Annotated in this window: 12 protein-coding genes; 3 read left to right on the top strand and 9 right to left on the bottom strand. The window is 69.7% G+C overall.

The genetic code is table 11. From position 1 onward, the window contains the following. Positions 1-23 precede the first annotated feature (23 nt). Both EES42_RS34730 and EES42_RS34735 read right to left on the bottom strand, forming a co-directional pair. On the bottom strand, positions 24-3,278 hold the full coding sequence (locus EES42_RS34730) for a non-ribosomal peptide synthetase (protein ID WP_124722255.1): 3,255 nt from the start codon (positions 3,276-3,278) through the stop codon (positions 24-26). Positions 3,279-3,341: 63 nt separating this feature from the next. After that, positions 3,342-5,870 (bottom strand): Pls/PosA family non-ribosomal peptide synthetase, encoded by a 2,529-nt coding sequence (locus EES42_RS34735; protein WP_124722256.1) that lies wholly within the window; start codon positions 5,868-5,870, stop codon positions 3,342-3,344. Between the two features lie 720 nt (positions 5,871-6,590). Between EES42_RS34735 and EES42_RS34740 the strand changes: the two genes are divergently transcribed. Further along, a complete protein-coding gene (locus tag EES42_RS34740; RefSeq protein WP_124722257.1) occupies positions 6,591-6,770 on the top strand; it encodes a hypothetical protein in 180 nt (59 codons plus the stop codon). 20 nt (positions 6,771-6,790) lie between these two features. Here EES42_RS34740 and EES42_RS34745 read toward each other — a convergent pair whose 3' ends face one another. Beyond that, positions 6,791-7,432: a ScbR family autoregulator-binding transcription factor gene (locus tag EES42_RS34745; protein ID WP_124722582.1), complete on the bottom strand. Its 642-nt coding sequence runs from the start codon at positions 7,430-7,432 to the stop codon at positions 6,791-6,793. A 570-nt stretch (positions 7,433-8,002) separates the two neighbouring features. On the opposite strand from EES42_RS34745, the gene EES42_RS34750 reads away from it, so the two are divergent. Then, a complete protein-coding gene (locus EES42_RS34750; protein WP_124722258.1) occupies positions 8,003-8,689 on the top strand; it encodes an HAD family hydrolase in 687 nt (228 codons plus the stop codon). Positions 8,690-8,906: 217 nt separating this feature from the next. Here the strand turns inward: EES42_RS34750 and EES42_RS34755 are convergent, their stop codons facing one another. The 6 genes from EES42_RS34755 to EES42_RS34780 form a co-directional block, all read right to left on the bottom strand. After that, complete coding sequence (locus EES42_RS34755; protein ID WP_124722259.1) at positions 8,907-10,430, bottom strand: acetaldehyde dehydrogenase ExaC; 1,524 nt, start codon at positions 10,428-10,430, stop codon at positions 8,907-8,909. A gap of 107 nt (positions 10,431-10,537) precedes the next feature. Beyond that, complete coding sequence (locus EES42_RS34760) at positions 10,538-11,788, bottom strand: helix-turn-helix domain-containing protein (protein WP_241196788.1); 1,251 nt, start codon at positions 11,786-11,788, stop codon at positions 10,538-10,540. 105 nt (positions 11,789-11,893) lie between these two features. Beyond that, positions 11,894-12,487 carry an N-acetylmuramoyl-L-alanine amidase gene (locus EES42_RS34765; protein ID WP_124722260.1) on the bottom strand — a complete coding sequence of 198 codons (594 nt, stop codon included), beginning with the start codon at positions 12,485-12,487 and terminating at the stop codon, positions 11,894-11,896. Between the two features lie 638 nt (positions 12,488-13,125). After that, positions 13,126-14,478 carry an esterase-like activity of phytase family protein gene (locus EES42_RS34770; RefSeq protein WP_124722261.1) on the bottom strand — a complete coding sequence of 451 codons (1,353 nt, stop codon included), beginning with the start codon at positions 14,476-14,478 and terminating at the stop codon, positions 13,126-13,128. Positions 14,479-14,647: 169 nt separating this feature from the next. Further along, complete coding sequence (locus tag EES42_RS34775; protein WP_124722262.1) at positions 14,648-16,018, bottom strand: SWIM zinc finger family protein; 1,371 nt, start codon at positions 16,016-16,018, stop codon at positions 14,648-14,650. Then, the gene (locus tag EES42_RS34780) at positions 16,015-18,909 is read right to left on the bottom strand and encodes a DEAD/DEAH box helicase (RefSeq protein WP_124722263.1); all 2,895 of its coding nucleotides are present in this window, start codon (positions 18,907-18,909) and stop codon (positions 16,015-16,017) included. Before EES42_RS34780 ends, EES42_RS34775 begins: the two co-directional genes overlap by 4 nt. A 292-nt stretch (positions 18,910-19,201) precedes the next feature. Between EES42_RS34780 and EES42_RS34785 the strand changes: the two genes are divergently transcribed. Next, a complete protein-coding gene (locus EES42_RS34785) occupies positions 19,202-20,317 on the top strand; it encodes a fatty acid desaturase family protein (protein ID WP_124722264.1) in 1,116 nt (371 codons plus the stop codon). Positions 20,318-20,392 lie beyond the last annotated feature (75 nt).

Genomic DNA, 20,392 nt, shown 5'->3' on the forward strand with positions numbered 1-20,392 from the left:
CTCGATCTCCTTTCGACTGATACTCAGGAAGAGGCGAACAACTCGGTGGCCCGCAGAACAGCCTTGGCTGTCTCGGCCGGACGGGTACGCAGGAAGTAGTGGCCGCCGTCGGCGAGCTCGTGCAGGTCGACCTGCTCGGCCAGAAGCTGCCAGTCGAGGTACCGGCGCGGGTACTCCGCCGTGCTCGGGTCGTCCGCGGCAACGACCACGGTGACCGGCACGGACAGCTTCTGCGCGGGCGGGCTCTCCAGGGCATCGGTGAAGTAGCGGTGAGCGGACACGCAGTCGTGCCGGTACGCGGCGCCGACGTGCTCGGCGTGCTGCGCACCCAGCTCACCGAGTGCGCTGCAGCCGCTGTCCGTGCTCAGGTCCGTGGCGATCTCGGCGTCGCTCCGCCCCGTCAGCTCGGCGATGGCGGCGCGCCGGTCGTCGGCGTCACCGAGCAGTTGCGCGCCGAGGAACACCCGTTGGACGTCCACCCCGCGCTCCCGCAGCTTTCTGGCAGTCTCCACGGCCCACGCGGCGCCCGAGGAGTGGCCCCACAGCAGGACCCTGGTCGGACCACGCCCGGTGATCTCGTCGACGACCTGCTCGACCACCTGCGTCATCGGCGCGAGCGGCTCGCTCCCGGCGGCCACGTCGTGACCGGGCAGCTCGACGGCGTAGACCGCCGGCCCACCGTCCGGCAGCGCCCTGGCCATCGGCTGGAAGTTCACCGCGTTGCCGCCGGCGTAGGGGAAGCACACCAGGGCGGAGTTCTGCGCACCGTTCGATTCCGACAGCGGCTGAAGCAGCCCGGCACGCCGCCCGGGCCTGCCGTCGACCAGCCCTGCCAGATCGGCGAGGATCGGGTGACGGGTGACATCCTTGAGGGACACCGCGCGGTCCAGGACGATGGCCAGCTTCACTGCCGACAGCGACGTACCGCCCCGGTCGAAGAAGTGGTCCCGCCGTCCGATCTGGTTCTGCGGGATGCCGAGCACCTTCGCCCATGCGGCCGCCAGCTGCTTCTCGGCCGGCGTGACCGGCGCGCGGAAGTCGTCCCGGATGACATCGAGTTCTCCGGCGAGTGCCTGCAGAGTCCTTCTGTCGATCTTGCTGTTGGCCGTCAGCGGCAGAGTCTCCCGCCAGTGAAAGGCCGACGGGACCATGTACGCCGGCAGCGACTCACCGAGCCGGTCCAGCACCACGTCCACCTCGACCGGCCGCCGACCGGAGTAGAACGCCACCAGGCGCTTGCTCTGGTCGGCCCGCTCGGCGACCACGACCGCACCGTCGCGAACACCGGGCACCTGCAACAAGGCGTTCTCGATCTCGCCGATCTCGATCCGGAAGCCGCGGATCTTCACCTGGGTGTCGCGGCGGCCGAGGAACTCCAGCCTTCCCCCGGGCGTCCAGCGGCCGTAGTCGCCGCCCCGGTAGAGCCGGGCGCCCTCACGGTGCGGATCGGCCAGGTAGGCCTGCCGGGTGAGCTCGGGGTCGTTGACGTATCCGCGGCCGACGCAGACGCCGGAGAAGACGATCAGCCCGGGGGCTCCGAGCGGCACCGGGATCAGGTGCTCGTCGACGATGTAGACGTGAACGTTGTTGACCGCGCGCCCCAGCAGGACCCGGTCTCCGTCGGGCGCGCGGTCCATGACCTCGTGGTTGGTGTCGTCCGAGGTCTCGGTCAGCCCGTAGGCGTTGACCAGCTTGATCCCGGGCTGGGCGGCGAACCAGCGCTGCACGAGCTCCTTCTTCAGCGCCTCGCCCGTGACCGACACGCACCGCAGGTCCGGTAGCTCGCGGGGGTGCTGATTCAGCCAGGACACCACCACGTCCAGGTAGGAGGGCACTACCTGGAGGACGGCGACCCGGCCGTCGATGATCTTGTCGACGAACCGCTGGACGTTGAGGATCACCTCCTGCTCCACCAGCAGGGTCCGTCCCCCGACCAGGAGCCCGGACATCAGCTGCCAGAGCGAGATGTCGAAGCATTGGGGTGCCGTCTGGGCGACCACCTGTCCCTCGCCGATCTCCAGGTCGTCGATCTTGGCGTAGAGGTGGTTCAGCATGCCCGCGTGCTCGCACATCGCGCCCTTGGGCTCACCTGTGGAGCCGGAAGTGAAGTAGATGTAGGCGAGCTGGTCCGGTGCGACGTGGACGGCCAGATCATCGTCGGCATGGTCTTCCTCGTAGGCTGTGCCGACGAAGAGCTTCTGGACCCCGGGCAGTGGGCCGAGGGCCTGGTCGAGAGTGCCGGTGCTGCCGGGTTCGGTCAGCACGAGCTCGCATGCGGCACGGGAGAGCATGGTCGCGAGCCGGTCGGCCGGGAAATGCGGCTCGATGGGCAGGTACACGCCGCCGGCCTTGAAGACCGCGAGGACGGCGACCATCCAGTCCAGGTTGCGCTCGGTCACCACCGCGACGACACCCTCAGGGCGCAGCCCCCGCCCCAGCAGGGCTCGTCCCACCCGGTTGGCACGCGCGTTGAGTTCTCGGTACGTCAATTGCAGATCCCCGTGCACCGCGGCGACGGCGTCCGGGTGTGACGCCGCCCGCTGCTCGAACAGTTCGTGGAACCGGTGGTCCGGCAGTTCCCGGTGCGGACCGGCGAGTTCTTCGAGCTGGAAGTGGAGTTCCTCGGCGGAGAGCAGGCTCTGCCGCTCGTGCCCGGCGTCCGGATCGGCGGCGATCAGCGCGAGTGCGGTGAGGTGGTAACCGGCGATCCTGACGGCGCATTCCTCGTCGAGTGCGTCGGTCCGGTACCGCAGCCGCAGCGCGAGGCGGCCGCCGCGTTGCGAGAACCCCACCCACAGCATGGTGTCACCGGTGACTTCGCCGCCCATGCCGTGCGGATCGAACACGACCTCGATCGACGGCTCGGCCAGGCCCAGTTCGCGCCTGAGCTCGTCGACCGGGAAGTTCCGGTGCGTCAGCAGATCCGAAGCGACCCGATGCGCGTCCAGCAGCAGAGTCCGCCACGAGTCGGGCTCCGTCGTCAGCCGGCAGAGCAGCGGCCGGCCGCCCTCCGCACCGACATATCCGGTCGAGACCTGGTGCTCGCCGGAGAGCGCGGCGAGCACCTTGGCGTGCGCTGTCAGCAGCACCGAGTCGAGCGGCACCGCCAGGTCCTTGGCCAGTCGGCCCAACGCCGCCACGACGTCGTCCGGGATCGGCGCCTCGTGTTCGCCGACGCCCTTCACCGGATTGAGCGTCCACCGCGGGATTTCGGTGATTCCTCCGGCGACGAGCACATCGCGCCAGAATTCCCGGTCGGCCTTCACTTGCGTTCCCATCTGGCCGTCTCTCTCCAATCGCCTCAGCTACCGTGCTTTGCCGCGCCGACAAGGGCCGAGCCGCTACCCCTTCCGCGTCAGCGCCTCGGGCTGATGGGGGGCGTCTCGCATCTCCGCGGCGGGGTTTCCTCCCCAGCGTGCGTGCGGGGGGACCTCTTCGCCCTTCATCAGGAAGGAGTCGGGTGCGAGCACCGCGCCGGCGCCCATCGTCACGCCGTAATGAACGTGGGCTCCCACACCGATGGTGCAGCCGGCATCGAGCGTGCTGCGATCGGATTTGAAGGTGCCGTCCTCCTGCGAGTGGCACTGGATCTTGCTTCCCGCATTGAGCGTGCAGTCGTTTCCGACGGTGGTGAGCGTCCGCTCCGTCATATAGCAGCCGTCATCGAAGACCCTGCTGCCGATCCGAACCCCCAGCATTCGCCAGATCACGTTCTTGAAAGGCGTTCCGTTGAAGATGTTGAGGTAGGTGTCGGGTACCTTCCAGAGGCGCTCGTGCCACCAGAAGTAGGGCTCATAGATGGAGCACACCTGCGGTCGCAGCCTGCGGAATGCCGCGATGCCGCGCTCCACCAGTACGAAGTAGACAGCGGTGAATCCGAGACTGAACACCAGGAACGCGGCGATCATCACATGCCCGTAGGAGTCGTACAGTTCGGCGTTCGCCAGGCCGAAAACCGTGAGCACGAAGAAGTGCAGCCACCGCACGAGGAGGAAGAAGACCATCGAGCGGATGTTGTAGCGGTTCTTCGCAGCGAGGCTGCGGCGCAACTCGTCGCCGGTGCGCAGGTGGTCGAACCGGGAGTCGCGCTCGACCGACCGGGGAATCTCGAAGCACGGCGAGCCGAGCAGTCCCACCCCCTCGCGCACCTCGCCTTCGAGCGGAACCATCACCTTCGTCGCGAGGAGACAGTTCTCGCCTGTTCTGGCCCCCGAGGGATAGGCGATGTTGTTCCCGAGGAAGTTGTACGACCCGATCGAGGCCCGGGACACCCGGAAGGACGAACTCGAATAGTCGGCGTTGATGACGGAGAGCCCGTCGGCGACCATCGTCCCGCTCCCGACCGAGCACAGAAACGGGGTCTCGTGCTGCACTTCTGTGCCGAAGTTCGACCCTGTCTGCTCGACCTGGGACAAGTCGTATCCGATGCCGCGCAAGTAGTGGACGATGTAGGAGCTGTCACCGAACAGCCATGTGAAGAACTTGATGTTGGTCATGCGCCCGATCGCCCGGTGCGCCGAGTAATGAAGCCCGTACAGCGGATAGACCTTGTCCGGCTTGACGACCAGGTTCAGCAGGCGCGGAACGGTGAACATCACTGCCAGGCCCACGACGACGAAGCCGAAGAACAGCAGCAGGGAAAGGACCAGCGCGTCGACGACGAGATCCGGCGACGTGAGCCCTCCCGTGCCCGGCCCCAGCCGGTCGTGCAGCGCCGGAACCAGGGTTGCCAGCATGTACGCGCCCCCGACGATCAGTGGCACGTAGAGGAATAGCAACTGAAGCACGGTGATGAGACCGAATCCGACCCGGCGCAGCGTGCCGCATTCGGCCGGCTCGATCCTCAGGTAGTCGTGCTGTGTGGGCTGTGCCGGGGACCCGTGCCAGCGCTGGCCGGCCGGGACCGCCTGACCGCTGTACAGCGTGGATGTGTGGCCGAGTTGAGCCCTGTCGCCCATCGACACGTCGATGTCGAGCACGGTCTTCTCGCCGATGAACACGTCCCGGCCCAGGGTGACCCGGCCGGTCTGGATACGGCCGGCCTGCGCCCGGTAGCAGAGGAAGAACGAGTCCTTGCGGATCACCGTGCCGGCGCCGACGGTGAGCAGGTCGGGGCAGACCGGAACGTTGCGGGAGAGGATCGTGACGCCTCTGCCGATCCGTGCGCCCAGCGCTCGCAGGTACAGCACGTACAGGGGATTGCCGACAAAGAGGACCATCGGGTTGGCGTGGATCAGCACCTTGACGGTCCAGAAGCGCAGATAGGTCAGACCCCAGACCGGGAACTCGCTTGGTCTGCACCGGCCGATGAGGAGCCATTTGGCCGCGACGGGGAAGGTGCACAGAGCGACGAGGCCGACGCCTCCGAAGACGAACGACCGCAGATAGATATCGATGACACCCGATCCGGCGGAGACCCATGCATAGCCTCGGTCGGCGACAAGTCCGGCGAGGAATGAGTACCCCAGGAAAAGCAGGAACTGCAGGATTCCACAGAGGGCGTATACCGCCGTGCGGGCCGGCGCCACCACCCCGGTCGGCACCGGGACCGACGGCTCGACGGGCGCGGCATTCGCGAGCCCCGTCGCCAGACTGCGGATCGTCGGGTACCGGTAGATGTCCTTCATCGACGCCGAGGGAAGGTCTGCATGCTTCCTGACGCGTGCACAGAAATGAGCCATTACCAATGAGTTGGCGCCGAGGTCATCGAAGAAATGGCTGTCGACAGACACCCATTCCACGCACATGACGTCAGCCAGCACTTCGGCGAGGCTCTTCTCGATGCCGGTCTCCGGGCCGGTGTACTTGCGTGTACCGATTGCGGATTCATCCGGCCCGGGAGTCAAGACGTCGAGGGGTTGATCCTCCATGCGAGCTCCTTGAGGAACTTTCGAGCGCCGTCGCCATTACGGTCGGTGCCCTGTACTCGCGGTTTCGATGGCCGGAGCGAGTGGTCCGGAAGCCACGGGATCGGGATCTGTTGTCCGTATCCCAAACCGCTGCCTCAGTCTTAGCTGTCGACCGTCGGGCTGCCACTCGAACTCGGTCGCCTTGGTGCGGCAGCAGTTGTCCCGGTTCACTCCTCGTCCGTGATCCTGCCTGGCGGGATGGCGGTGATCTGCACATGCGTTTCGACGTACTGCATGCGAGTGATGCGTACCCGCATGTGCAGCGGAACACGGTCGCGGTTGCGACGCCGAATCCCGCAGCCGGCTGGGCGTACGTATCACAGCAGGTGGTCGCGCGTGGCGCTCACGGCCGCAACTGTCCGATGTCACTCCATCAGCGAGATACGCCCGCCCGACGGCAGAGTGATCGTGGTCATGCTCCGAGACCCTTCACCCACTGGTGTCATAGTGCGGCTGACGCATTACGAAGCGATCGTGCAGGGCGGACTCGGAACACGCCGCACACGCCGGTGACGTGCCCAGCGGCCCCGGAGCGGGCGGACCCGGCAAAAATCTGGTCATCGCGGCCTCCGTACAGCAGGCGAAGGGCCCGCTGTACGGTCTGCCACCAGCTCGGACCGCAGTCGACGGAGCACCGCCGCAGCCGCATGTCCCGTCCCTGTACCAGCGTTGTTCGTCAACATGCTGCGCGAGCACATCGACCGGTTCGGCATTGCGCCGGATGGCCGACAGCTCAGCGGCGAGGCCGGCGGCCGTGTCGGTACCACTGCTCACGGCAGAACCTGGGCGCGAGCGCGCGAGGACGCTCTCGGCCTCGGCGAGCACGCCGTCGGCTTCGTGGCCGACCGGCCCTCCCGCTGACCGACGGTTCTGCCGGGACGTCATCCGGTGGGCGTCGGCCGGGGGTGCGCCAGGGCCCGCGCCACCAGGGCGTCGGGCTCGGGGCGTGCCTGCAACGCCTTCAGGATCAGCAGCCACCACCGGTGCAGCCGGTCGGAGAGGTCCTCGTGCTCCGCCATCTCCTCGGTGAGGTCGTACAGCCCGAAGAACGTGCACACCAGGGTCGTGGCGGTACTCGACGGCTCGACGTCGTCAGCGAGTTCGCCCTCGTCGCGTGCCTCGGCCAGAAGGCGCGTGACGGCAGCCGTCCAGACGGCGAAGGGAGTGGGTATGGCGACGTCGATGGTGCGGCGCTCGGCCCACAGACGCGCGCCTGCCCGGGTCATGACGTCGTCGCGCAGCGCCTTGGCGATATCGAAGCTGAGGGCGACCAGCTTCTCCAGCGGCGGGACCCCGGGGGCGGCATAGCGGTCAGCCAACAACGGCCAGGATGCGAACTGTTCGCGCACGACCGCCAGTGCGAGTCTTTCCTTGCTGGAGTAGTGGAAGTAGACGGCTCCGCTGGTGCGCCCCGAAAGTTCGCTGATCTCATTGATGCTTGTCCGCGCGTACCCTTGTGCAACGAAAAGGTGTGCTGCGGCTTCCAGCAGAGACTTTCGGGTCGCGCGTGCCCTGTCTTGCATGCGTGTTTCACCTTCGTTCATCTGTTCCCATTTTTTGATCCGGGAAAGTCGTGCGCCGTGGCGCACTGACGGCGCTCCATGCCATTAATGCGTGGAGATTATTATTGTTCTTGGGCCGTAATTGGGTGCGGACAATGGCGAAAATTCGCGCTTCGCCGGTGCTGTCGAGCGCGTTCGCCGGTCTGCGGGGCTCGGCTTCTTCGGCCAAATGCCCTTGATTCCAGCGGAGTTGAGGGGATGGGAGGCCTATTTCACCCGTCGCTGGATGTCGCGCGCGCTTCGCGAGTACTCGGTGTTGGGCGTTCCGTCAAACACTCGAAATGATGATTGCGCCCTCTTGTTCGGGAAAATAACGTAGTCATCACGATGTTTCTGGGTTCATCCGGAGAGGATCGGACGATGTCCACCGCTGGAGGACCCGGAAGCGAAGCATCAGCCTTCACGCGTGGTCGAGCAGGACTCGTTCGACAGCGCACCTTCTGCGGCCGAGCGGGCCTCTCCGCAGCCCCCTGCTCGTAACTGCGAGCACCGACGAAGCGGGGCGGCGCGCTCTTCGAGAACGGCAGGCAAATGACACCTCGTCACATCTTCACTTGGTCCCCGGCCGCCATCGTCTTCGACTGTGACGGAACCCTCGTGGATACCGAGCGGCACTGGCAGGACGCGCGTAGCCGGGTCTTCGGAGAGTTCGGACTGAAACCCCGCCCCGGCTTCGCCGAGCGGGCCAAGGGCGTGCGCTACACCGAGTGCGGCGGCCTCATGGCCAGAGAGGCCGGGAAGCCGCAACTCGCCGACGACATGGCGCATGCGCTTCTGAGACACTTCACGGCGCTCGTTGCCGAAGACCCCGTGACCATGCCGGGTGCGGCGGCACTGGTCCGCCTCGCCGCCCGCCACATCCCGCTCGCGGTCGCCAGCAACTGCCCGTTGGACGTGGTCGAGTCCACCCTCGCCCGGGTCGGCCTCCTCGGCCACTTCGCCCATGTCGTTGTCGCGGGTGACGGACTGCTGCCGAAACCCCATCCGGACGTCTACGCCACCGCGGTCCGGCTCTGCGGCGTGCGGCCGGAGGACGCGATGGCTGTGGAAGACTCGGTCACCGGCGTCGAGTCGGCCTGGAGAGCAGGCATGCGCGTGCTCGGCGTGGGACCTCGACCGGCCGAAGAGGGGGCTGACCAGGCCGACCTGTGGCTGCGCACTCTGGCCGATCCGGAACTCCAGGCATGGGTCCATACCTGGGCGGACGAGACCGCCTGAGGCTTGTCCCGTAACTGATCCTGAGGTTGACGCAGTTGCGGTCAGCGGCGGTGACTTCCGCCTCTCCTGTCCGGCGAGGACGAGGTTGTGCAGGCGGGCGATGCCGATCCCCGAAAGGTCGGACGGTGATGCGCGGCACCCTTTCGGGTGCGCAGGGCGACTCCTGCGCAGGGTTGCCTGGAGGGTAACGGAGCCTCCAGGCAACCGAGTTCGTTTTCTAGAAGAACCCAAGCTTCTTCGGGCTGTATGAACAAAGAATGTTCTTCGTCTGCTGGTAGTGCTCCAGCATCATCTTGTGGTTCTCCCGGCCGATCCCGGACTGCTTGTAGCCGCCGAACGCCGCGTGCGCCGGGTACGCGTGGTAGCAGTTCGTCCAGACCCGGCCCGCCTGGATGGCGCGGCCCGCCCGGTACGCGGTGTTCATGTCGCGGGTCCATACGCCGGCCCCGAGGCCGTACAGCGTGTCGTTCGCGGTCCCGATGGCGTCGTCGAAGTCGGAGAAGGACGTGACCGCCACAACCGGGCCGAAGATCTCCTCCTGGAAGACCCGCATCCGGTTGTCGCCCTCGAAGACGGTCGGCTGGACGTAGAAGCCGCCCGCCAACTCCCCGTCGTACTCGATCCGCTCACCGCCCGTGAGGACCTTCGCCCCCTCCTGCAGGCCGATGTCCAGGTACGAGAGGATCTTCTTCAGCTGCTCGTCGGAGGCCTGCGCGCCGATCATCGTGTCCGTGTCCAGCGGGTGTCCGGGCACGATCCGTTCGGTGCGGGCGATGCCCGCCTCCAGGAATTCGCCGTACATCCCGCGCTGGACCAGCGCGCGCGACGGGCAGGTGCAGACCTCGCCCTGGTTGAGGGCGAACATGGTGAAGCCTTCGAGGGCCTTGTCGCGGAAGTCGTCGTCCGCGTTCCACACGTCGTCGAAGAAGATGTTCGGCGACTTGCCGCCGAGTTCCAGGGTCACCGGCCTGAGGTTCTCGGAGGCGTACTGCATGATCAGCCGCCCCGTCGTCGTCTCACCGGTGAAGGCGACCTTCGCGACGCGCGGACTGGAGGCGAGGGGCTTGCCGGCCTCCGTCCCGAAGCCGTTCACGATGTTGACGACGCCCGGCGGGAGCAGGTCGGCGACCAGCTTCAGCCACACGTGGATGGAGGCCGGGGTCTGCTCGGCCGGCTTCAGGACCACCGCGTTGCCCGCCGCGAGCGCCGGGGCCAGCTTCCACGTGGCCATCAGGATCGGGAAGTTCCAGGGGATGATCTGCGCGACGACGCCGAGCGGCTCATGGAAGTGGTACGCGACCGTGTCCTCGTCGATCTCGCTCAGCGAACCCTCCTGGGCGCGGAGCGCACCGGCGAAGTACCGGAAATGGTCGATGGCGAGAGGGATGTCGGCGGCCAGGGTCTCGCGCACCGGCTTGCCGTTGTCCCAGCTCTCGGCGACGGCGAGTTCCTCCAGATGGGCCTCCATCCGGTCGGCGATCCTGTTGAGCAGCCCCGCGCGCTCACCGGCCGCCGTGGCACCCCAGGCGGGCGCCGCGGCATGCGCCGCGTCCAGGGCCAGTTCGACGTCCTCGGCCGTTCCGCGGGCGATCTCGGTGAAGGGGCGGCCGTTGACGGGGCTGGGGTTCTCGAAGTACTGACCACGGGCGGGCGGTACGTACGCGCCGCCGATCCAGTGGTCGTAGCGGGACTCGTACGAGACGATGGCGCCCTCGGCACCCGGCGCGGCGTAACGGGTCATCTCTGTGGCCTCCCGGATCCGGTGCCGCCCGCCATTGGACGGCCCTCGGCGCGAGGGTAGGCAGCACTACGTTGCAACCCCGTTGCACGGGCCGCGCGCGGGAGCGGCTACCGCTGCTCGGCGTCCAGCGCCCGGACCCTGGCGAGCAGGGCGGGGCGCTGCCCGGCGGGAACGGCAGCGGCGAGCGCCTCCCAGACCGGGAGGTCGTCCTCGCCCCAGGGGCTGTACGCCCAGTCGGCCAGCAGCCCCGGATCGCCGCGTGCGACGAGCGCCGCCCGCAGCTGCTCGTCGAGCCGGCGCCGCAGCCGGCTGACGGAGGGCGCCCGCGAGCCAGGCAGCAGCGGGCCCGCGTAGGCCGCGAGGGCCGCGGCCACCGCGCCCGAAGCCAGTCGGCGCGCCACCGTGTCGAAGTCGGCGTCGACCGGAGCGGCGAGCCGGTAGGGGCGGGACAGGAGGAGCTCCGGCCCGAGCAGCCGCCGCAGCCTGGAGAGTTCGGCCCGCAGGGTCACCGGGGTCACCGACTCGTCCTCGTACAGCTCGACGAGGAGCTCGTCGCCGGTGAGGCCCTCGGGACGGCGGGCCAGTGTTGTCAGGATCTCGCTGTGCCGTCTGCCGAGCCGGATCCTGCGGCCTCCCGCCACCAGCAGCGCCTCGTCCCGGCCGAGCGCGCTGAGCCGCAGGGTTCCGGCGGCCGGCGAGGGGCGGAGCAGCGCGAGGTGCGACTCGGCGGCGCGGGCCACCGCCTGCACGAACGCCAGGCTGTGCGGATGCGCGAGCCGGTCGCCGCCGGTGATGTCGACGGCGCCCAGCACCCGTCCGGTGTGCGGGTCGTGCAGCGGCGCCGCCGCGCAGGTCCACTGCTGGACCGGACGCAGGAAGTGCTCGGCGGCGAAGACCTGCACCGGACGGTCCACGGCGATGGCCGTCCCCGGCGCGTTCGTCCCCGCCGCCGCCTCGGACCAGCGGGCGCCCTCCACGAAGTTCATCCGGTCGGCGGCCCGTCGGGTCACCGCGGGGCCTTCGACCCACAGCAGCCTGCCGTGCGCGTCGCACACCGCGAGGAGATGTTCCCCGTCCGTCGCATAGACGCCCATCAGTTCACGGATCACCGGCATGGCGGGGGCCAGCGGATGCCCGTCCCGGTACGGGCCGAGGTCGTCCGGGCCCAGCTCGACCAGGGCCGCGCCGTCCGGGCTGACCCTGGCCCGCGCCGAGCGCCGCCACGACTCACCGACGACCGGCCGCACCGGCCGCTCAAGCCGGCCCGCCGTGGTGAACGCCTCGTGCGCGCGGCGCAGTTGGCCGATCCGCGCACCGAGGTCCGTATCGGCTGCCAGTGCCACCCAGGGATCCGTCAACTCACCCTCCCGTCCAGGGGTTCCCGCACACCCCATCGTCGTCGCGGCAGGCCGCTGCGACAACCGCGGTGAAGAGAGTGGCCGGCCCCGGGTGGTGAGGGCGGGTCAGCCCGCCGAGTACAGATTGACGAGCCGGATGTACCGCACCCAGTCCCAGTTCGGGCCGGGGTCGGTGTGGTCGGTGCCGGGGACCTGGGCGTGGGCGAGGATGTGCGCGCGGTCCTTGGGGATGTTGTAGCGGTCGCACACCGAAGCGGTCAGCAGCGCCGACTTCTCGTACATCGCGTCGGTGAAGTACGAAGGCTTGTCCACCCAGCCCTCGTGCTCGATGCCGATGCTGCGCGTGTTGTAGTCCCAATTGCCCGCGTGCCAGGCGATGTTCTTCTCCCGGACGCACTGGGCGACATAGCCGTCGGCCGAGCGCACCAGATAGTGCGCGGAGACCTGCTTCGCCGGATTCTGGAAGATCCCGATCGTGTTCGGGTACGTCTCCTGGGTGACATGGATGACCACGTACTGGACCGGATAGGCCGAAGGGCGGCTCGACGCCGTGCAGTTGGAGGTGGAGGCCGGATTCCAGTGGGCGAGCGGATAGTCGGTGTCGCCCGCGGCCGACGCTGCCACGGCGCGGGTGGAGGCAGGGATCAGCGCGGCGGCCGCCGTCGCCGCGGCGCCCTGGAGAATCCTTCTGCGGTGCATGAACACTCCTGTGTGTGGGGGGAGGGGGTGGGTGCGGCGAGTACCACGGGCACAACGGTCCCGATCGGCGTCCGGACACCGGCGACCGGCCCTGCGTATGAGACGGACGAGCCGAGTTCGCGGACGATGCCCAACGCCGGGAGCCCGGCGGAAGCCGTCGGCGGCACGGGGACGGACACCGCGATCCCGGACACCGGGGACAGGGGACGGAGTACGGGAGACAGCGTCTGGGAGTGCGCTGCCCGATTCCCCCGACATCCCGCGGCTCCCCTGATGTCCGATGACCGGAAGATGTTGTCCGATGCGCGGCCGAGTGTCTCGCGCGCCCTACCGTACGGGCGCCGCGCGGGCGGCGGAAGACAGCAGGCGCGGAAATGGCCTCTGCGGACAGGGGGAACGCCGGAATGTACGCCGATCTCGGTACGGGAACAGGGACTTGGGATCAGCGGGACGCGCGGCAGTGCGGTGCGCGTGGAATGAAGTTCCGTACGGAAAGGGCGGGTTGACGGAACCGGCCCTCCGCAGCGATCGCTGCGGAGGGCCGGATGCGGTGGAAGCGCCCGTTCGCGGGCGCGCGGTTCAGCTCCGCCCGAAGCCGGGCCGCTGCAATGGCCGCCGTCCGTGCGCGGGCATGCGGGTCAGCCGTGCAGCGGGCGGGCCAGCTTCAGCTCCGTCACCGACGTCTCGATGCCGCTGTCGACCAGACGGCCGTTCGCGTCGAACGCCTCGGCACCGTCGGTCATCCCGAAGTCGTTGTCGTTGATGAGGGCGAGCGTGTTCCGGCCCGTCACCGCGACACCCTCGATCTTCCCGGGCACGCCCGCGACCTTGCCCAGGTCGACGACCAGGCTCTTGCGGAGCACCGGCACACCCGACGCCGAGGGGTCGGTGAGTTCCTCGTACGAGGGGGACGTCGTCGGGTCGTCCCAGGCGGATCCCAGGATCCCGGAACCGTGCGGGAGCGTCACCCGGTGCAGTCGGGCCGCCTTGTCCGTGCGCTCCTCGACCAGCAGCTCGTGCCGGCCGAGCGCGACGACCGAGGAGATCTTCAGCTCGGAGGTGTCGTCCTCGCCCGGGTCCACGACATCCACCGCGTCGAAGCGGTAGGCGTACTCCGCGGTGACCGTGCGCTTCTTCGTCGAGAAGCGCAGCAGCCGCACATTGCGCGAGGCCTCGCCCGCGTCCTGGTCCGGCAGTGAGAGCGGGCTCTGCACCGCGAGCACCAGATCGCCGCCCGGGAGGAGGGCCAGCCCCTCGAACCCGCGGTTGATCTTGCGGTGCAGGAGTACGCCCGGCAGCGACTCCACCACCGGATAGTCGGCGCCCGTCAGCCCGAGCCCCTCCGGCACATAGCGGGTGAGAACCCGGCCGCGGGCGGAGACGTGCACCAGGGAGGGACCGTACTCGTCGACGAGCCAGAAGCTGCCGTCGGCGGCGCGGACGATGCCTTCGGTGTCCAGACCGTTCGGGTTGTACGCGAGCGGGGCCTTCGCGTCGTAGGTGTACGGGGCCTCGTCGCGGCCCGGCTGGTTCGACAGACCGGTGACCGCGGCCCCGGACCGGGTGGTGATCGGTATGGCCTCGACGACCTTGATGTGCTTCCCGCTGACCCGCACCTTGACGATCGCCGGGTCGAAGCCGGGGACCGGGAAGGTACGTCGCTTCTTCCCGTCGATCTTGATCTGTCCATTGGGACCGCGATCGGTGACGGTCCAGAACTCGCCCCGGCGGCCCGCGGGATAGATGTCGCTGCCGATGCCGCCGAGCTGCACCCCGCGGTCGTCCGCGACCGTGCCCGGCAGCAGCCCGTTGCTGAAGCCGGCCAGCGGAACGTCGCCGAGCACGGCGGTGCCGGTGACCCGTGCAGTGCGTTCCGGACGCTGGTGCCGGTCGTCCTGCGCGCCGGTTGCCGTCCCGGTCGCGATCACCGTACCGAGCAGGGCGAGCGGCAGACCGACGGCAAGGGAACGACGGACAACGCGCGCGGACATGGGGCCTCCTGGGGCATGAACAGCTCTGACGGCCGTCAGGTTCCGCCCTCGTCCTCAACGCGTGGTTACATCCGGTTGAACGCAAGGACAGAACGGGGCGACGGGCAAAGGCGGAGGTCCAACGCCCCCGCCCGTCGTGGATCGGCCCTGCCTGCCGGACGGGCGGGCCTCAGTCCTCCGGCCCGCCCGAGGCACCCAGCGCGGCCGCAGGATCGTCGTCCGCCGGACCCGCCGGGACCCAGCGCCCGCTCTCCTTGCGGTACGGCCACCAGCGCCCGTCCCGTCCGTACCGGAGCTGCACGCCGCTTTCCACCGCGGTCCAGCGATTGCCCGCCGCCCGCAGCCGGGGCCGCTCGCCCTCCTCCCACGCCTCGGCGAGCTGTGCCCGCGCCCTGGCCAGGTGTTCCGGATCGGGAGTCCAGTCCTCTTCGAGCACGGTCAGTGCGGCCACCCCGCCGTACCGCCAGGCCCGCACCGCCGCGTCGAGCTCCGCCCCTCGCCGCCCCGATCCAGCGGCCAGCCGCTTCGTGACCCAGGGCTCGGGCCGGGCCTCCGCGGCCAGCCGCACGGCATCCTGCTGCGGGGTCAACGCGGTCGGCGGCGGCTGCTTCCCGTGGCCGGGCGCGAGCGCCTCGGACAGCATCCGATGGGCGCGCGCAGCCCCGTCCGTCGCCAGCATCTCCAACGCCGCCGGATCCACGCCCGCCTGCGGTTCGGTCTCCGTGTCCAGGGACGGCGCCGAGCCGGGCTCCGCGGGCAGCGGCGGAGGACCGGGCAGCGGGGGCAGGATGTCCCGGGCCGCGAACGCCTCGTCCGCCCGTACACCCCGATCGTCGGCCCTCGCCGCCACGGACCTTGAACCGTCGGCCGGACCGGACGGAGCGTGCCCCTCGGCACGGGCCGCGATCCGGACCTGGAGCTCGTCCAGCAGCCGCCGCTCACCACGCCCCCGCATCAGCAGCAGCACGAACGGGTCCTGGTCCAGCAGCCGCGCCACCTGATAGCACAGGGCGGCGGTGTGCGGGCAGTGGTCCCACGCCTCACAGGTGCACTCCGGATCCAGATCGCCGATCCCGGGCAGCAGCTCCACCCCGGCTGCCGCCGCGTCCTCCACCAGATGCGGCGGCATCTCCCGGTCCAGCAGCGCCGCGATGTGCCCGGCCCGCTCGACGGCCATGCCGAGGAACCGCTCCCAGTCCGCCTCGCTCAACTCCTGGAGCAGCACATCACTGCGGTACGTGGACGAGTCCCCGTCCCGGACCACTGCGGTGATCCGGCCGGGCCGCACCGAGACCGCACCGACCCGGCCCTCGCGGGCGAACCTGCGTCCCTTCTTCAGTTGCCGGCCGTCCAGCGCCGTGTCCTCCAGGGCCTTCAGCCACGCCTGGCCCCACCAGGAGCGGGCGAAGCCGTGGCCGTGCGCGGGCGGCAACGCGGCGAAGGTCCGCTCCTGTCCCGGGGCGGCGTCGCCCCGGCCGTCGCTCCCGTACTCGCCGCCGTCGTAACCGTCGTAGCGGTCGCCGTCGTGTCCGTCGCTCATCGTGTGCCCCCTCGCAGCTCCACCAGATCGGCCAGTTCCGCATCGGTCAGTTCGGTCAGCGCCGCCTCGCCGGAGCCGAGCACCGCGTCCGCGAGCCCCTGCTTGCGGACCAGCATGTCGGCGATCCGGTCCTCGACGGTGCCCTCGGCGATCAGCCGGTGCACCTGCACCGGCTGGGTCTGGCCGATCCGGTACGCGCGGTCGGTGGCCTGTGCCTCGACCGCCGGATTCCACCAGCGGTCGAAGTGCACGACATGACCGGCCCTGGTGAGGTTGAGACCCGTACCGGCCGCCTTCAACGACAGCAGGAAGACCGGTGCCTCGCCCGCCTGGAAGCGGTTGACCATCGCCTCGCGCTCCGCGACGGGCGTGCCGCCGTGCAGGAACTGCGTACGCACCCCGCGCGCCGCCAGATGCTGTTCGAGCAGCCGGGCCATCTGCACGTACTGGGTGAAGACGAGCACGCTCGCCTCCTCCGCCAGGATCGTGTCGAGCAGCTCGTCCAGCAGCTCCACCTTCCCCGAACGGTCCGCGATCCGGGGCTCGTTCTCCTTCAGGTACTGCGCCGGGTGGTTGCAGATCTGCTTCAGCGCCGTCAGCAGCTTGACGACGAGACCGCGCCGGGCGAAGCCGTCGGCACCGGAGATCGCGTCCAGTGTCTCGCGCACCACCGCCTCGTACAGACCCGTCTGTTCCGCGGTCAGCGACACCGTGCGGTCCGTCTCGGTCTTCGGCGGCAGCTCCGGCGCGATTCCTGGATCGGACTTGCGCCGTCGCAGCAGGAACGGCCGGACCAGCGCCGCGAGCCGCTCGGCGGCCGCCGGATCACCACCCTCCGCGGTCCGCGCGTAACGGGTGCGGAACGTGCCGAGCCGGCCCAGCAGACCGGGAGTCGTCCAGTCGAGGATCGCCCACAGCTCGGAGAGGTTGTTCTCCACCGGAGTGCCGGTGAGCGCCACCCTGGCCCGCGCGCCGATCGTCCGTAGCTGCTTGGCCGTCGCCGAGTACGGGTTCTTCACGTGCTGCGCCTCGTCCGCGACCACCATGCCCCACCGGACCTCCGCGAGCTTCGGCGCGTCGAGCCGCATGGTGCCGTACGTGGTGAGGACGAACTCGCCGTCGGCCAGGTCGGCGAGGCTGCGCGATGCGCCGTGGAAGCGGCGCACCGGAGTACCCGGCGCGAACTTCTCGATCTCCCGCTGCCAGTTGCCCATGAGCGACGTCGGGCAGACCACCAGCGTCGGACCGGCGGACGATTCGATGCTCCGGCGGTGCAGATGCAGCGCGATCAGCGTGATGGTCTTGCCCAGCCCCATGTCGTCCGCGAGACAGCCCCCGAGCCCGAGCGAGGTCATGGTGTGCAGCCAGTTGAGACCGCGCAGCTGATAGTCGCGCAAGGTGGCGGCGAGGGCCTCGGGCGGTCCGACCGGCTGCGGCTCGCCCTGCTGCCCGGCCGCGTCCGGGTCGGCCAGTCGGCGGCGCAACTGCTCCAGCCAGCCGGTGGCCCGGACCTCGACCCGCTCCCCGTCGACCTCGGTGGATCCGGTCAGGACCGCGCCCAGCGCATCGATCGGTGTAACCTTTCGGTCCCGGGTCTCGCGGGCCCGCCGGGCCTCCTCGGGGTCGATCAGCACCCACTGGTCCCGCAGCCGCACCACCGGCCGGTTGGCTTCGGCCAGGCGTTCCAGCTCGGCGCGGCTGAGCTTCTGATCACCCAGCGCGAACCACCAGTCGAACGCCAGCAGTGCGTCGGCCGACAGGAGCGGCGGGGCCTCGGAACCGGTGCGTACGACCCCCTCGCGCTCCCCGTCCTCCTCGTCGTCGGGCGGCCCGATCACGGCGCGGGCGGTGAGCTTGCGGGCCAGCTCCTTGGGCCAGTGCACCTGGACCCCGGTCGCGGCCAGTGCCCGTCCGGCGGGGCCGAGGAGTTCGGCGAGCTCGTCGTCGTCCGGCTCCACGGAGTCGGGCACGGCGGCGGACAGCAGCGGGGTCAGCGGTGGCCAGGCGCGGGCAGCCCGGCGCAGCGCGGGCAGGACGTCCATCCGGACACGGGGTCCGAAGGCCGCTGCGGTGCCCGCACCGCCTGCCCAGACCTCGGCCGCATCGGTGACCAGCGTCGGATCGCTGACACTGTGGATCTGCAGGACCACACGGAAGGAGGGGCCGGCGGACCGCTCGCCGTCCTCGTCCGGCGCCGTGAGCCCGGACACCTCCACGCGGAGCGAGAGCCGGACGCCCGCGTCGTGCCCGGCCGCGACATCGGTGGCCCAGGCCCGGTGGCCGGGCAGATGCTGCGGTTCGTCGACGGTGAAGGCCGGGCCGCCGCCGGCCGACGAGGCGGCGGGGGTGCGGGGGAGACCGTCCGCCACCGCGTCGAGGAACGCACGCAGCAGCCGTTCGGGCTCGGGCAGCAGAACGGGCTCCGCGGACCCGTCGAGCGGAACCGCGTGGGCCAGGGGCGGCATCGAGGCGGCGAGCGTCCGGATCCGCGACTGGTCGTCCGCGGTCAGCGGACCGGCCCGCCAGGCGTCGTGGTCCGTGGCGGTGAGCCCCGGCAGCAGCAGTCCCCGGGCGGCGAGTTGGAGAGCGAGGAGAGCGGCCGCACCCCAGAAGGCGGCCGCGTCGGAGGCATGTGCCGAGAGCCGGGCACGCGTCAGTACCGGCAGCGCGTCGCGGACCGGGAGCAACCGTGCCGGTACGCCGTACACCCGTGCGTCGGCGCCGACGACGGCCAACTCCGCCACGCAGCCGGGGCCGTCCGGCGGGCCGCTGCCGTCCGGATGCCAGAAGGCGATGCGGCCGGAGCGAGCGGGATCCCCGGGCAGGAAGACCACGGAGCAGGCGGAGAGTGCGGAGATCTCGGGGAGCGTTGCCGCAGGGAGTCTTTGCACAGTGATGCCGAATTCCTCAAATTTGACTAGTGGGGGTCGGGTCGCCGAGGGTACCCCGCCGATGCCCTCACTCGTGAGGGAAGGCGCAGTGATCCAGGACACATTTCGATCCGTCGGGAAGTCCTGCCGCGCGTCGGCCAGGGGGAAGGCCGCCCCTCGGGTGTAGCCAGCACCCCCATCGAGGGCGGGGGTATACCCCCGGAGACCCCGGGTGGTGGCGCCATGGCTGCCGCCCACCCGGTCCCCGTACGTTTCTACAGGTCAGCGCAGCTTTCCAGAGACCGGAGACGTCATGCCCCAGGCCACAGCCACCGCAGCGGAAGGCATCCGTGACGGCGCGGGCAGTTCCGGAGCGGTCGGTGACGGAGAGGCGAGCGCGACAGGCGCCGCCGGAACCGGAACCGGAACCGGTCCGGCCCAGGGCAGCGACTTCGCGCCGCTGCTGCGGGCCGTGAAGGGGCAGGGCCTCCTGGAGCGGCGGACCGGCTGGTACGCCGCGGGCATCGCCGTCAATCTGATCGCCCTGGGCGCCGTGATCACCGGCATGGTCCTCCTCGGTAACACCTGGTGGACCCTGCTCCTCGCGCTGCCCCTGGCGGTCTTCTGGTCGCGCACCGCGTTCGTCGGACACGATGCCGGGCACGCCCAGATAACCGGCGACCGCAGGGCGGGACGCGCCGTCGGCCTCGTGCACGCCAACCTGCTGCTCGGAATGAACGAGGCATGGTGGAACGACAAACACGTACGCCACCACGCCAATCCCAACCACATAGACAAGGACCCGGACGTCGGCGTGGGCGCCCTCGTCTGGACGCAGAAGCAGGCCGCCCAGCGTGAGGGCTTCGCCCGCTGGCTCACCCGCAACCAGGCCCGGCTCTTCTTCCCGATGCTGCTCCTGGAAGGCATCGCGCTGAAGATCTCCGGATTCCAGTACCTGCGTCGGCAGCCCGCCGGGGAACGAGCCCTCGCGGCACTGCTGCTGGTCGCCCACCTGGGCCTCTACGCGGCACTGCTGCTCACCGTGCTGTCCCCGGGGAAGGCGGTCGTCTTCGCGCTTGTGCACCATGCGCTGTTCGGCCTCCACCTGGGCATGGCTTTCGCCCCGAACCACAAGGGCATGGAAATGCCGGACCCCGACGGCGAACGCTGGGGCCACCTCCAGCGCCAGGTCCTCACCTCGCGCAACGTACGCGGCGGCATCCTCACCGACTGGTTCCTCGGCGGGCTCAACTACCAGATCGAGCACCATCTCTTCCCGAGCATGCCCCGACCGCACCTGCGCCTGGCGCAGCCCATGGTGCGCGCCCACTGCAAGTCGCTGGGCATGCCGTACGCGGAGACCGGACTGATCGAGTCCTACCGGCAGGCGCTGCAGCACATGCACGAGGTCGGCGAACCGCTGAGGTGAGTCACCGGGTGGCTGGAACCGATGGGCAGGCATATGCGTTCTCACAGCAGGAGCGGCTCCGGGCCGCGAAGGAGG

This window comes from Streptomyces sp. ADI95-17 (assembly GCF_003846175.1).
Lineage (GTDB): Bacteria > Actinomycetota > Actinomycetes > Streptomycetales > Streptomycetaceae > Streptomyces > Streptomyces sanglieri.